The organism is Roseobacter sp. N2S (assembly GCF_031454055.1).
Lineage (GTDB): Bacteria > Pseudomonadota > Alphaproteobacteria > Rhodobacterales > Rhodobacteraceae > Amylibacter.
On record NZ_JAVDQB010000001.1, the window covers coordinates 508103 to 522621 of the forward strand.

The window sequence follows — 14519 nt, forward strand, 5'->3', positions numbered from 1 at the left end:
ACATCGGTTGTCAGGCCCAAGGGGGCTCGTTCCACCAAGGGAAAAACCCGGGCATATCGGTGCTGACACGGTCGGGGAATTCTGCGTTTCGTTTTTCAAAAAAGCTGGCGACGCCTTCGGAAGCGTCGGCCTGCGCGTTGCGGGCGGCCACAGCGCGGCTGTCAATCTGGTGGGCCATCATCGGATGGGGTGCGCCTGCCATTTGCCACAACATCTGACGGGTCATGGCGACAGAAACAGGTGCTGCATTTTGCACAATGTCTTTGGCGATTTCATAGGCGGCAGGCAGCAGGTCTTCGGGGGCGTGGATGGATCGGATCAATCCCGCCTCCAATGCTTCGTCGGCGCCGAAAACGCGGCCCGAAAAGCACCATTCCAGCGCTTTTGACATGCCTACAGCGCGGGACAGGAACCAGGACGAAGCGGCTTCGGGCACAATGCCGCGCCGTGCAAAGACAAAGCCGAATTTGGCATTTGTAGAGGCAAGACGGATATCCATAGGCAGTTGCATTGTGCTGCCGATTCCCACCGAGGGGCCGTTGACCGCCGCGATCACAGGTTTCAGGCATTGAAACAGACGCAGCGCCAGCATGCCGCCGGAATCGCGGTTTTGCGGGTTGGACCAAGAGGCGGCATCGGTGGATTTCGGATCAACCTCTGCAACCGAAAACGCCGCTGCATCATCCAGATCAGCACCGGCGCAGAATCCGCGGCCAGCACCTGTCACCACAATCGCGCGCACATTGTCATCAGCGTCTGCTTGATCCAGCGCAGTGATCATTTCCGCCATCATCGTATCGTTAAACGCATTCAGTTTTTCGGGACGGTTCAGCGTAAGGGTCATCACATTGTCTGCGATGTCGGTCTGAATGGTTTGAAAGCTCATCAGTCGGCCCTGCCCGCACAAAACCCGTTACCGCCGAACGGGCCAGAGCATAGGTCGACCAACCGGCACAGCGGACGATTCGGTGTTTTTATGCGGTAAGGCGGCGGGTTAAGGGGCATTGCGGCAATTCTTTATTAGTGTCTGACAATAATACACTGATGGGGTTTGCCTGAACTGTCAATATTATTGTCACCTGACGCTACGGAGCGGCGTAGCGGCGCATCTGATTTGCCTTTGATTACCGTGAATAATCAACGGCTCCCAGCCCAATTCAGCAGGTGATCCGTAGGGTCATTTTGCCCCGAACTGAAAAATGGTTGACCGACAGGTATAAGTGTTTATGTCCTAATGTCGGACACTAACGGCGCATTGCTCGCCAAAGCCCACGTCAGAACCAAACAAGAAAGAGCCCGATGGCGATTCAACCCGACTTTGATCCGCACCGACTCGAAACTCTGCTGGGGGAACCTGTGCAGCTTGCACCTGTGACCAGCGGCCAGTCCAATCCAACGTGGTTTGTGACCTGCGGCAACCGCGAGTTGGTGTTGCGCAAAAAACCAAGCGGCGTCACTGCCGCCAGCGCCCATGCGGTGGATCGCGAACATCGCGTCATGTCGGCCCTTGCAGACAGCGGCGTGCCCGTCCCCCGCATGGTGATGATGGAAGATGACGCTTCGGTTATCGGCACCCCGTTCTATCTGATGGAGCGTCTTTATGGGGATGTGTCGGATTCCAGCGCCTTGCCAGATGTAAAGGCAGCCGACAGGGGTGCGATTTATCTGGATGCAGCCCGCGTTCTGGCAGAGTTGCACCGTGTGGACTGGCAACAGGTCGGGCTTGGGGATTATGGCCGCCCGTCCGATTATTACACCCGTCAGGTGCGCCGCTGGTGCCGCCAGTGGGAGGCGGCAAAATCCAGCGCTCTCGATCCCCAGTACGCCGCGCGGATTGATGCGCTGGCCGCTTGGTTTGCCGCTAATATTCCTGCCGAAAGCCCCACAACTATCGTGCACGGGGACTTTCGTATCGGCAATGTGATGTACGGCCTGACCCCCGCAAGCATCGTCGGTGTGCTGGACTGGGAGTTGTCTACCTTGGGCGATCCGCTGTCCGATCTGTCCCATTGGTTGATGTTTTACGACCTGACTCCTGACCAGATGGGCGGGCTGGCAGGGCTGGATCTGGCGGCACTAGGGATTCCCTCGGCAGCGGCCTTTCTGGATCAATACCGCGCCAGTGGCGGCTGCACCGCGCCGTTAACCGTCTTTCACCGTGCCTTTGCCATGTTCCGTATGGCGGTGATCCTTGAAGGCATCACCGCGCGTGTTCAGTCAGGACAGGCGGCCCATGATGATGCCCGCGCAGTTGGGGCGCTGGCCCCCCAATTCGCCCGACTTGCCGAAACGCTGCTGGCCAGTGACACCGCCTTGCACCCTTAAAGGAACCGCTTATGAACTTTGAATACTCCCCCAAATCCCGCGAAATGCTGGCGAAACTTCAGGATTTCATGGATACCCATGTGCTGCCTGCCAACCACCGCTTTCATGAATTGGCCAACCAAGGCATCTATCCGCTTGAAGTGATCGAACCCCTGAAAGCCAAAGCCTTTGAAGCGGGATTGTGGAATCTGTTCACCCCAGAATTAGAAGATTCTGACCCCGGCACCCGCCTGACCAATCTGGAATACGCGCCCTTGGCCGAATGTATGGGCCGCGTCCCGTGGAGCCCTGAGGTGTTCAACTGCAACGCCCCTGACAGCGGCAATATGGAAATCCTCAAGCAATTCGGCACGCCCGCACAGAAAAAACGCTGGCTGGAGCCGTTGATGAAGGGGGAATTGCGGTCTGTTGTTGGATTGACGGAACCGGATGCGGCCTCGTCCGATCTGACCAATCTGGCGACGACCATCACGCGGGACGGCGATGAATATGTCATCAACGGGCGCAAGTGGTTTTCCACAGGGGCGAAACACCCCAACGCAAAACTGTGCATTGTTTTTGGTGTGTCCGACAGCGCGCCTGACGCCGATCCGCACCGCAAACATTCCTTCATTCTTGTACCGATGGACACCCCGGGGTTCGAAGTTGTACGCGACGTGGCGATCATGCATCACCACGCCCCCGAAGGCCACTGCGAGATCATGATGCGCGATGTGCGCGTGCCTGTTGACGCGATGTTGGGCGGTGAGGGCGACGGGTTTATGCTGGCACAGGCGCGGCTTGGGCCGGGGCGGATTCACCACTGTATGCGCACCATTGGCCAATGCGAACTGGCGTTGGAACTGTTGTGTGAACGGGCGCTGGAACGGCAAACCTTTGGCAAGCCAATCGCCGATAACGCCAATATTCAGGACTGGATTGCCCAGTCTCGGATGGAAATTGATGCCGCGCGGCTGTTGATGCTGCAAACCGCGTGGAAGATGGATCAAAACGGTGCCAAAGCCGCGCGGATTGACGTGTCAGCCATCAAAGTCATGGCCGCCCGTCTGCAAACCCAAGTGGTGGACCGCGCGATTCAGGTCTTTGGCGCGGCGGGGATCACGCCTGATACGCCGCTCAGTTATCTGTGGACTTGGGGCCGCGCCATGCGATTTCTGGATGGGCCGGATGAGGTGCACCTAAAGGTAATTGCCCGAAACGAGCTGAAGAAAGCCAAGGGCAGCATCGGCAAGAATTTGGCGCATTTTGTCCCGCCCCATATGGGAAAGTAACCTCCTGCGATTTGCACAGTTGAAACTTTCAGGCCCGGCTTTTAGCGTTCTAAGCTGGACCTGATCCTTTTAATCCTTAATCACGAATACAAGGCCAGACAGTCATGACAGCGGATTCCCTTCTTCGCACAGAGGTTCATTTCAACGATCGCATGCTGCACTGCTTTGCGGATCGTCCGAAATCGGTGATGGAAAAGGTGGACGGCATCATCGCCAAATACGGCGCGTCCGTTGCGGTTGTGGATGAAACCCAAAGCGTGACTTACGCTGACCTGTCGCAACGGGTGGATGCCTGTGCGCATCAGTTGCAAGCCCTTGGCCTGACTTGCGGCGACCGTGTGGGCCTGATCCTGGCCAACCGTCTGGAATTTGTGGTGTCCCTGTTGGCTGTCTGGCGCTTGGGGGCTGTCCCTGTGCCCATGAACATCCGCGAGGCTGCCCCCGAAACCGCGTTTATCCTGAACGATTGCAAGGCTGCGGGGATGATCTTTGATCCCGCCCATGAACGGGCGATTCCGTCTGAAACGGATGTCCCTGACCTGAAGTTTCGTCTTGAAGTCGGGCAAATTGAAACCGACCTGCCACAAGATACAGAATTCACCGCCCCGACGCTTGATCTGGCCGAGGATGACATGGCCTGCATCCTGTACACATCTGGCACCACAGGAAAACCCAAAGGCGCGATGCTGACCCATTTGGGGATCATCCATTCCATGCTGCACTATGAACACCACCTTGGTGTGGGGCCGAATGACGCCGCTTTACTGGTGGTTCCCGCCACCCATGTGACGGGTTTGATCGGCTTGGTGATGGTCAGTCTGGGCGCGGGTGCCAAGCTGGTGATGCTTGAAGATTTCAAAACCCGCGCGGTTCTGCAAGTGGCTGCCCGTGAAAAGGTCAGCTACACGATCATGGTGCCTGCCATGTACAACCTGTTGTTACTGCGCGAAGATTTGACCCAATTCGATCTGTCTGCATGGCGGGTCGGGGCCTATGGCGGTGCGATGATGCCTGTGGCGACCATCGAAAAGCTGGCCGATCTGTTACCTGATCTGCAACTGGCCAATGCGTATGGCGCGACTGAAACCACATCGCCTACAACGATCATGCCGCTGGGGGCGGATCAATCCTATTTCGATACAATAGGCAAACCCGTCGCCTGCGCCGAGGTGCGGATCATGAATGAGGATTTTGTCGAATGTGACACCGGAGAGGTGGGCGAAATCTGGATTCGCGGGCCGATGGTTGTGTCGGGGTATTTCAACCGCCCCGATGCCACAGCGTCCGAATTTGTGGCCGGGTTCTGGCGCTCAGGTGATATGGGCAGCATAGGCGCAGACGGGTTTATGCGGATTTTTGACCGCAAAAAAGACGTGGTCAATCGGGGCGGGTATAAGGTGTTCAGCTCTGAGGTGGAAAACATCCTGATGACCCATAACAACGTGGTCGAGGCCGCGATCATCGCCAAGCCTTGCCCTGTGCTCGGCGAAAGGGTGCATGCGGTTGTCTGCCTGAAAACCCCCAGCGCGGATGAGCCGGCCTTAAAGGCGCTGTGTTATGAAAAACTTAGCGATTACAAAGTGCCCGAAAGCTTTTCGTTTTCAGACACCCCGCTTCCCAGAAACGCCAATGGCAAGGTGCTAAAGCGCCAGTTGAAAGAGTTGTTTCTGTAAAGGTTACGGTAAATGAACCGAATTCCGTAAACTTGTTCTTTACAGCGCCTGTCAGTGTTCAATAGCGTGTTAACGCAAACCTGTGTAATACTCTGCGCAGTTGAATGGCGTTAATAGGCAAGGACCGGACACATGAATGCTTTAAAGCAAATCATTCTTTGTGCTGTGGCTGTTGTGGCTGCGGTTTATGTCTGGGCGACTTATGTGCCCTCGGCCGCGCCCTTTCTGGCGATGGTGGGGATTGAACAGACTGCCCCTGAAAAGCCCGCGCAGCAGGGCGGCGGGTTTAGTCGTGGGCCAACGCAGGTTGTCACTGCATTTGTTCAGGAAAAGGCCTTGGCTGATGTGATCAGCGCCATTGGCGACGGGCGCGCGCGCCATTCTATTGCGGTGCGGGCCAAGGCTGTGGGGTTGATCACCGAACTGTCCCTAGATGCGGGCGGTCATGTGGATGCAGGCACCGTGATCGCACGGCTAGAAGACGAGGCGGAATCCATCGCGCTGGAACAGGCGCGGGTCCGGCTGGAAGATGCCATAGCGGCGGCTGAACGCATTCAGCGGTTGGAAAACACTGGTGCCGTGACCGAGGTGCGTTTGCGCGAAACACAACTGTCCCTGCGTAATGCCGAACTGGCCCTGCGGCAGGCGCAATTCAACCTTGACCAGCGCCAGATCGAAACACCGATTTCTGGCTGGGTCGGGATTGTCGATATCGAAGTTGGCGACCGCGTCAGCGCGCAGGATATTTTGGTGACGATCACGGATCGGTCTTCCATTTTGATAGACTTTCGCGTGCCGGAACGGGTGATTGGTAAAATTGCCATCGGACAACCCTTTGAAGCGACGCCTTTGGGGCTGCGTAATACGGAATTGACTGGTGAAATCAGCGCCATAGACACGATAGTTGACCGCACCAGCCGCACCTTGCGGGTGCAGGGAACACTGGACAACGCGCAGGATTTTTTGCGTGCGGGTATGGCGTTTTCAGTCGGGTTGAACTTTCCGGGTGAGGTGCTGTTATCTATCGCGCCCCTGTCCTTGCAATGGTCCAGCGAAGGACCGTTTGTCTGGGTGGTGCGCGATGGCAAAGTCACCCGCGTTGCCGTCGAAATCCGACAGCGCAACAGTGACAGCGTGTTGGTGGACAGTGACGTGTTGAAGGCGGGGGATGAAATTGTCACCGAAGGCGTACAAACCCTGCGCGAGGGGGCCGAAGTGATCTTATCCCAAAAGGCAGCCGCAGCGGCCAAATCCGATAGAGATCACACATGACACCCGCTGAACCAGACAGCACACAGGGTGTTGGCGAGCCCGATGGATTGAAATCCGGTACGGCCCTTTTCGTACGCCGCCCGATCCTTGCTTTTGTGTTAAACGCGCTGATTGTTTTGGCAGGGCTGGCAGGGTTCTTTGGCGCAGAAATCCGCGAACTCCCCAATGTGGACCGCCCCGTGGTCACGGTAACTACCGAATTTTCAGGCGCCGCCCCTGAAACCGTCGATCAAGAGGTCACGGGCCGGATTGAAGGCGCTGTGGGGCGCGTGGCCGGGGTGCGTTCCATCTCCTCAAACTCGCGGTTCGGGCGCAGTCGGGTGACGTTGGAATTTGACGATAAGGTGAATATTGACATCGCCGCCACCGATGTGCGCGATGCGGTTGCGCGGATTTTGAACCAGCTGCCAGACACTGCCGAACAGCCGCAAATCGTTAAGGCGGATGCCAATGCGCAGGCGGTGATGCGGATCGCCGTGACCTCGGCGGGGCGCTCGCCACAAGATCTGACGCGGATCGTGCAGGACCGCGTTGAAGACCGCCTAATCTCGGTGGACGGGGTAGCGGATTTGCAAATCTACGGCGACCGCGAGCCTATTTTCCGCGTGGATATCGACCCTGTGGAACTGGCCAGTCGCGGCCTGACACTGGCGGATGTGCGCAATAATCTGGCGGATGTTGCTTACGATTCACCATCAGGCGATCTGGCGGGGGACAACCAATCCATCAATGTGCGCACCACGGCGACAGTGGCCACCACCCAAGCGTTTGAAGCTTTGGAAATCACCAAAGATGTGCTGCTGGGGGATGTGGCGCGGGTCACTTTGGGGCCAGCGCCGGGGGAAACCGTGCTGCGGGCCAACGGGCAGACCGGGCTTGGCATCGGGATCATTCGGCAAGCCACGTCAAACACGCTGGAAATTTCGCAAAACGTGCGGGCAGTGGTGGATGAACTCAGCCAGTCCTTGCCCGAAGACGTCAGCATTTTTGTCACCTCTGACGATGCGGTATTTATCGAAGGGTCGATCACTGAGGTGGTTAAAACCCTGCTGATGGCCGTGACGATTGTTGTGGTGGTGATCTTTATCTTCCTGCGGGATTTTCGCGCCACACTGATCCCCGCACTGACCCTGCCTGTGGCACTGATCGGGTCTTTGGCGGCGATTTATCTGGTGGGGTTTTCGATCAATATCCTGACCTTGCTGGCGCTGGTTCTGGCCACGGGGATGGTGGTGGATGACGCCATCGTGGTGCTGGAAAATATCGTGCGATTGCGCAGTCAAGGCATGGGGCCACGGGCGGCTGCGGTGCTGGGCACGCAGCAGGTGTTTTTTGCAGTGGTCACCACCACGGCGACGCTGGCGGCGGTGTTTATTCCGCTGTCGTTTTTGCCGGGTCAGGTAGGCGGGCTGTTCCGCGAATTCGGCTTTACCCTTGCGATTGCGGTGATGTTATCCTCGGTTGTGGCGCTAACGTTCTGCCCTGTTCTGGCCAGCCGTTTGTTGACCCGCAAATCCTATAACGCCAATGCCCGTGGGCCGATGATCTGGCTTGGGGATGTGCTGGCCCGCAGCTACGCCGCCACGTTGCGCGCGGTTTTGGCGGTGCCATTTGTGATCATTCTGCTGGCGGTCCTGTTCACCGCCACCGCCGCCTTTATGGCCGGTGGCATTCGTCAGGAACTGACCCCGCGAGAAGACCGCGCGGTGGCTTTGTTGCGGGTGACCGCGTCCCAAGGGGTGTCGCTGGCCTATACTCAAAGCAAGATGCAACAGATCGAAGACGCCGTGGCCCCCCTGCGCGAAAGCGGTGAAATCACCAATGTGTTTTCCATCAGCGGCTTTGGCGCGGACAATCGCGGATTTATGGTGTTTACATTGGCGAAATGGGAAGACCGCAGCCGCAGCCAGCAGGAAATTGTGTCCCAAATCAACCGAGAATTGGGGAATATCGTCGGGGTGCGCGCCTTTGCGATTCAGCCCAACTCGCTGGGTATTCGCGGTGCGGGGCGCGGGCTGGCCTTTGCCATTACCGGCGATAATTACGGCCAGCTTGCCGATGTGGCCGAGGTGATGGTGGATCAAATGAACACCGTGCCCGGCATGGGCAAAGTGCAGCTGGAATATGAAACCACCCAGCCGCAATTATTCGTACAGATTGATCGTGCCCGCGCCTCTGATCTGGGGATTGATATCACTGGTCTGGGACAGGCGTTGCAGGCGGTGCTGGACGGGCGCAAGGTGGGGTCGGTCTTTATTGATGACACCAGTTATGACGTGCAAATGCTGTCCACCGCCGATCCGGTGAATGATCCGGGTGATCTGGAAAATATCTTTGTGCAGACGGGTGATGGACAGATGGTGCCTATGTCCAGTTTTGTCACTTTGGAAGAACGCGCCGTTGCCCCCGAACTGGACCGCGAAGGGCAAAAACGTTCGGTTGAAATCACGGCGGGTCTGTCACCGGAACTGTCCCTTGGCGATGCGCTGGCACAAGTGCAGGTGATCGGCGATGCGGTGCTGTCCGAACAAAACTACATCGTCCCTTTGGCCGAGGCCGCGACTTTGGATCAGACCAACTCCGGCCTGTTTGTGACCTTTGGGTTTGCCATTCTGGTGGTGTTTTTGGTGCTTTCGGCCCAGTTTGAAAGCTTTATTTCCGCTGTTGTGGTGATGTCCACCGTGCCAATCGGGTTGGCCTGTGCGGTGTTTGCCTTGCTGCTGACGGGGTTAAGTTTGAACGTCTACAGCCAGATCGGGTTGGTTATGTTGATCGGGATTATGGCCAAGAACGGGATTTTGATCGTGGAATTTGCCAACCAGCTGCGGGATCAGGGGCAGGATGTACACAGTGCGATTCTGGATGCCTCGACCGTGCGGCTGCGGCCTGTGATGATGACCATGACCTCTACCGTGATCGGTGGCGTGCCGCTGATCCTGTCGGCGGGTGCAGGGGCCGAAGCGCGCGAAGCATTGGGCTGGGTGATTGTTGGCGGGCTGGGTTTGGCCACGGCTTCAACCCTGTACCTGACCCCTGTGGCCTATCTGCTGCTGGCGCGCTTTTCGACCCCGAAAGCTGCCGAAGAAGCCCGTCTTCAGACCGAATTGCGAGAGGCGAGCGCTATTTAAGCACTCGCCACCGCTGGTTTTTTCTTTAGCCGACCCGCTCACCCTGACGCCAGACGCCTTTGACCGATGGCAAAGTTTCGCACAGACCAAACCGCAGCAAGTCAGCCCGTTTGCCAATGGCAATTTCGCCACGATCCGCCAGATCAACAGCGCGGGCGGGGTGATGGGTGACGGTGCGCAGGCCGGTGGCCATATTACCCTGTTCCAGCCCCAAGCGCACCGCGCCCATCAGCAACGATGATGGCGCGTAATCGGAACTGAGAATATCCAGAACGCCGTTTTCCACCAGTTCATGGGCGGAAACATTGCCCGAGTGACTGCCGCCGCGCAGCAGGTTCGGAGCCCCCATCATCACGCCGATTTTCGCGTCGTTACAGGCCTTTGCCGCCTCTAGTGTTGTGGGGAATTCCGCCACACGCACGCCTTTGCCAACCGACATATCCACATCCGACGCTGTGGTGTCATCATGGCTGGCCAGCACCGCGCCAAGATCCTTGCCGATCCGTGCGGCGCCTTCTTCGTGCAGGGCCCCGAATTTTTCGCGCACCGCATAAAGGGCCTCGCAATGGGCGGCAATTTCGGGGCTGGTCATGCCGTATTTGCCTTGCAGGTATTCTTCCAGTTTGGAAATATCGCGGAACTGGCGCTGCCCGGGCGTGTGGTCCATCAGGCTGACAATGCCGATGCGATCTGCGGCGCTGAATTCTTCCATTTCCTCGATCAGGGTTTCAGAACAAATCTCGGCGCGCAGGTGCAAAAAGTGGCTGATCCGCATGGCGCCCGCGCCCTGTAGTTCCAGAATGTTATTGGCCAGTTCGCGGGCGTATTTGCGATACTTCCCCCGATCGCGGCTGGCAGATGACCCGACCCGCAGCGCATCAAACACGGTTGTAATTCCGACGGAGGCCAGTTCCGCATCATGGGCAATCGCGGCTGCTTTGGTGGGCCATGCCACACCCGGGCGCGGCTGCATGTGGCGTTCCAGATTGTCGGTGTGCAATTCCACCAGACCCGGTGACAGGAAGTCTCCGTTAAAATCAATCGCACCGCTGGCGGCCGAAGCGCCGTGGTCAATCGCGGTAATCACGCCGTTTTCCAGCCGCAGCGATCCGGTGATCACCTCGTCTTTCAGGACGATTCGGGCATTGGAGAGGGTTAGTGCGGTCTGGCTTTGCGCCGCGCAGTCTGTGTCTTTCATAGTCTTACCACCGATAGATGTTGCGATTTTGGGCTTTATTGTCATGAGGGTGTAACATTTTCATGTCTAAACCTGCGTCAGCACTGAAGGAGCACACATCACTATGTATGAGCGATATGCCGTTTATTTCACGCCGCAGGCGGATCATTCTTTGGCGGCTTTCGGGGCCGCGTGGTTGGGTTGGGATGTGCGCACTGGCCAGCCCGTAGACCATCAAGTGGTTCACGGATTGCCCCTGTCGGTGCAGGAAATCACCGCAACGCCGCGCAAATACGGCTTGCACGGTACGTTGAAAGCGCCGTTTTTCCTGCACAGCGATTTCAGCTTTGGCGATCTGTTGCAGGGGGTGCGGGCCTATGCCCAAGCGCAGGAACCGGTTGAAATCGGGCCGCTGCATTTGCAAAGTATTGGCAGTTTTCTGGCATTGACGCCGACCACGCCAAACCCTGAATTCGCCGAGTTGGTGGCGGATTGTGTCATGGCGCTGGATCGGTTCCGCGCCCCGATGAGCACGCAGGAATTGCAACGCCGCCGTGCGTCGAACCTGTCGCCGCGACAGGATGAACTGCTGCGGCACTGGGGGTATCCCTATGTGTTTGATGAGTTCCGCTTTCATGTGACCCTGACCGGACGGCTGAGCGAGTTGCAACAGGTGAAAACCCGCGAAGTGCTTGATGTGTTGTTAGAAAACCATCTGCGGGCGCCGTTCGAACTGACTGAACTTGTTTTGTGCGGCCAGATGGAAAACGGTTGTTTCAAGGTCATAGAACGGGCTCCGCTGGGCGGGTAAACACATCCACCATTTGCTGCACTGCCGTGTCGAGTGGGCCGGAGTTTTCAATTTCAATCAGCCGTGCTGTGGTGGTGAATTCCAGATTGGCCCGTGCAAGGCGGGCTTCAATCTCTGTCGGGGTTTCTCGGCCTCGTTCACACAGACGCTGGCGCAGAATAGCAGGGTCCACTGTGATCGCAAGCACCAGCACGTCAGGGTATTTCGCGACGATTTGAGGCATCGCTGCGCGTGACCCGTTGAACACCACCGATTGCCCCGTGGCCAGTAGATCATCCAGCCGTTTGGGAATACCATAAGACGTGCCATGGGCTGTCCAGTGCAGGGCAAAAGCGCCTTGATCCAGCAGGGTTTCAAATTCAATGGCGCTAACGCCTTCGATGTCTTCGCCCCCTGCATCACTGCGCCGCGTGATGACCCGTCGCAGGCGGCAGATATCAGGGCAGCGCAGCAGGGCGGCGTTCAGCACTGTGTCTTTTCCGGCCCCGGACGGGCCGACCACTGTAAACAACCGTCCCGCCATCAGGCCGCCGCTTTCGGTGCAAATTCGATCACGTCGATTTCGCGGGTGCAAACCAGTTTGCGCGCGGCTTCGTCGTGGAAAATCCCCACAATGGCGGTGCCACGTTGTTTGGCGGTTTCGATCAGACCCAGCACGGTTTCGCGATTCAACCCGTCCAGACTGGCGGTCGGTTCATCCAGCAGCAGCGCGGGATAGTCATAGGCAAAGCCGCGCGCGATATTCACCCGCTGTTGTTCGCCGCCTGAAAAGGTCAGGGGCGAGAGATCCCACAACCGTTCGGGAATGCGCAGCAGCGACAGTAATTCACGGGCACGTTCAAGGGCCTGATCGCGGGGGGTGCCCACTTGCAAAAGCGGTTCGGCAACCACGTTCAGGGTTGGCACGCGGGGCACAACCCGCAGGAACTGGCTGACATAGCCAAGCGTGTGCTTGCGCATCTGCAAAATCTCGCGGGGTTCGGCCTGTGCCACATTCAAATCGCCGACACGGACCTCGCCGCCTTGGGTCAGATAATTGCCGTAGATCATTCGCATCAAGGTGGATTTGCCAGACCCGGATGCCCCCGTCAGCCCGACACATTCACCCGGTTGCACAGTCAGATTGCCATTGCCCATCACGGGGATCACAGTGCCGCCCTGATTGTGCAACACAAAAGATTTCGACGCATTTTTCACAGTAATCATGGTTACACCTGCAAGACTGAAGAGACGAGAAGTTGGCTATAGCTGTGTTGCGGATCATCGAGCACCTGATCCGTCAGGCCGGTTTCCACCACATGCCCGTCTTTCATCACCATCAGCCTATCGGCCAACAGACGCACAACCGCAAGGTCATGGGTGACGATAATCGCAGACAGTCCCAGATCCCGAACCAGCTCGCGGATCATGTCCAGCAGGCGGGCCTGAACAGACACATCAAGCCCCCCCGTGGGTTCGTCCATGAATACCAGCCGCGGGCCTGTCACCAGATTGCGGGCGATTTGCAGCCGTTGTTGCATCCCCCCCGAAAAGGCGGTGGGTCGGTCGTCGACGCGGTCTTCATTTATTTCGACGCGGCCCAGCCAGTCGGTGGCCTGTGCGCGAATATCGCCGTAATGCCGCGCCCCCACAGCCATCAATCGTTCGCCGACATTTCCGCCCGCACTGACGCCCATGCGCAGCCCGTCGCGGGCGTGCTGGTGTACAAAAGCCCAGTCGGTGCGCCCCAGCATCCGGCGTTCCGGTTCGGACATGGTAACAGTGTCTTTCAGCCCGTCGGTTTTGGTATCAAACAGCACCTTGCCCTGATCCGGTTCCAGATGCCCCGCCAGACAGTTCAGCAAGGTGGACTTGCCTGACCCGCTTTCCCCGACGATGCCCATGACTTCACCGGGGTACAGGTCAAAAGACACATCCTTGCAGCCGATCCGCTGGCCGTAGTTTTTCGACAGGTTTTGTACGTCTAACAAAGGGGTCATGCCGCATCCTTTCCAAATGGGGTGCCTTGTTCCCCGATGTGGCCCGCCTGACGGCGGCTTTCGCAGTAATCTGTGTCTGAGCAGACGAACATCCGCCCGCCGTCATCATCCACAATCACCTCATCCAAATAGGTGTGATCCGCTGCGCACAGGGCGCAGGCGCCATCTGCCTTGCTGGCCACAAACGGGTAATCGTCAAAATCTAGGCTCACGACCCGCGTGTAAGGCGGGATGGCGTAAATGCGTTGTTCACGGCCTGCGCCGAACAGTTGGATCGCGGCCATTTCCATCTTTGGGTTGTCAAAGCGCGGGATCGGAGAAGGGTCCATCACATAGCGTCCTTCCACTTTCACGGGATAGGCATAGGCGGTGGCGATCTGACCATGTTGGGAAATATCCTCGAACAGTTTGACGTGCATCAACCCGTATTCTTCCAGTGCGTGCATCTTACGGGTTTCGGTTTCGCGGGGTTCCAGAAAGCGCAGGGGTTCGGGGATCGGCACTTGATAGACCAGTATCTGGTCCTCTGTCAGCGGTTCCTCAGGGATGCGGTGGCGGGTCTGGATAACGCTTGCCTGTGTTGTGGCTTGGGTCACATTTATCGCGGCGGTCTTTTCAAAGAAGCGTCGGATCGACACGGCGTTGGTGGTGTCATCCGCGCCTTGGTCGATCACCTTTAATGTATCATCCGGCGTCAGACAGGCCGCCGTCACCTGAACGCCGCCCGTGCCCCAGCCATAAGGCATGGGCATTTCACGGCTGGCAAAGGGCACCTGATAGCCCGGTATTGCCAGACCTTTCAGGATCGCGCGGCGGATCATGCGTTTGGTCTGTTCGTCCAGATAGGCGAAGTTATAGTCGCTCATCTCACTGGTCCTTGTGT

General features: G+C 57.7%; 12 protein-coding genes. 6 read left to right on the plus strand and 6 right to left on the minus strand.

All coding sequences use genetic code 11. The annotated features are described in order from the left end of the window. Positions 1-10: 10 nt before the first annotated feature. Positions 11-886 carry a crotonase/enoyl-CoA hydratase family protein gene (locus GGE09_RS02480; protein ID WP_309743527.1) on the minus strand — a complete coding sequence of 292 codons (876 nt, stop codon included), beginning with the start codon at positions 884-886 and terminating at the stop codon, positions 11-13. 413 nt (positions 887-1299) lie between these two features. Between GGE09_RS02480 and GGE09_RS02485 the strand changes: the two genes are divergently transcribed. The 5 genes from GGE09_RS02485 to GGE09_RS02505 all read left to right on the plus strand — a co-directional run bounded on the left by GGE09_RS02485 (position 1300) and on the right by GGE09_RS02505 (position 9669). Then, on the plus strand, positions 1300-2325 hold the full coding sequence (locus tag GGE09_RS02485; RefSeq protein WP_309743529.1) for a phosphotransferase family protein: 1026 nt from the start codon (positions 1300-1302) through the stop codon (positions 2323-2325). 11 nt (positions 2326-2336) lie between these two features. Beyond that, positions 2337-3596, plus strand: coding sequence for an acyl-CoA dehydrogenase family protein (locus tag GGE09_RS02490; protein WP_309743531.1), 1260 nt, complete (start codon positions 2337-2339; stop codon positions 3594-3596). A 104-nt stretch (positions 3597-3700) separates the two neighbouring features. Next, positions 3701-5269: a class I adenylate-forming enzyme family protein gene (locus GGE09_RS02495; protein ID WP_309743532.1), complete on the plus strand. Its 1569-nt coding sequence runs from the start codon at positions 3701-3703 to the stop codon at positions 5267-5269. 132 nt (positions 5270-5401) lie between these two features. Then, a complete protein-coding gene (locus tag GGE09_RS02500; RefSeq protein WP_309743535.1) occupies positions 5402-6541 on the plus strand; it encodes an efflux RND transporter periplasmic adaptor subunit in 1140 nt (379 codons plus the stop codon). After that, a complete protein-coding gene (locus GGE09_RS02505; RefSeq protein WP_309743537.1) occupies positions 6538-9669 on the plus strand; it encodes an efflux RND transporter permease subunit in 3132 nt (1043 codons plus the stop codon). Before GGE09_RS02500 ends, GGE09_RS02505 begins: the two co-directional genes overlap by 4 nt. A 25-nt stretch (positions 9670-9694) precedes the next feature. On the opposite strand, the gene GGE09_RS02510 is transcribed toward GGE09_RS02505, so the two are convergent. Continuing rightward, positions 9695-10867, minus strand: a complete 1173-nt coding sequence (locus tag GGE09_RS02510) for an alpha-D-ribose 1-methylphosphonate 5-triphosphate diphosphatase (protein WP_309743539.1) — start codon at positions 10865-10867, stop codon at positions 9695-9697. Between the two features lie 103 nt (positions 10868-10970). Here GGE09_RS02510 and GGE09_RS02515 point away from each other — a divergent pair, with 103 nt between their 5' ends. After that, complete coding sequence (locus GGE09_RS02515) at positions 10971-11657, plus strand: DUF1045 domain-containing protein (protein WP_309743541.1); 687 nt, start codon at positions 10971-10973, stop codon at positions 11655-11657. On the opposite strand, the gene phnN is transcribed toward GGE09_RS02515, so the two are convergent. Genes phnN through GGE09_RS02535 form a run of 4 tightly spaced genes read right to left on the minus strand, consistent with a single transcriptional unit; the run spans position 11629 to position 14502 of the window. Further along, the gene (gene phnN / locus GGE09_RS02520) at positions 11629-12180 is read right to left on the minus strand and encodes a phosphonate metabolism protein/1,5-bisphosphokinase (PRPP-forming) PhnN (protein WP_309743543.1); all 552 of its coding nucleotides are present in this window, start codon (positions 12178-12180) and stop codon (positions 11629-11631) included. The genes GGE09_RS02515 and phnN overlap by 29 nt on opposite strands. After that, positions 12180-12863, minus strand: a complete 684-nt coding sequence (gene phnL / locus GGE09_RS02525) for a phosphonate C-P lyase system protein PhnL (protein WP_309743545.1) — start codon at positions 12861-12863, stop codon at positions 12180-12182. Before phnL ends, phnN begins: the two co-directional genes overlap by 1 nt. Positions 12864-12865: 2 nt before the next feature. After that, a complete protein-coding gene (phnK, locus tag GGE09_RS02530; RefSeq protein WP_309743547.1) occupies positions 12866-13636 on the minus strand; it encodes a phosphonate C-P lyase system protein PhnK in 771 nt (256 codons plus the stop codon). Continuing rightward, the gene (locus tag GGE09_RS02535) at positions 13633-14502 is read right to left on the minus strand and encodes an alpha-D-ribose 1-methylphosphonate 5-phosphate C-P-lyase PhnJ (protein WP_309743549.1); all 870 of its coding nucleotides are present in this window, start codon (positions 14500-14502) and stop codon (positions 13633-13635) included. Before GGE09_RS02535 ends, phnK begins: the two co-directional genes overlap by 4 nt. Positions 14503-14519: the final 17 nt, after the last annotated feature.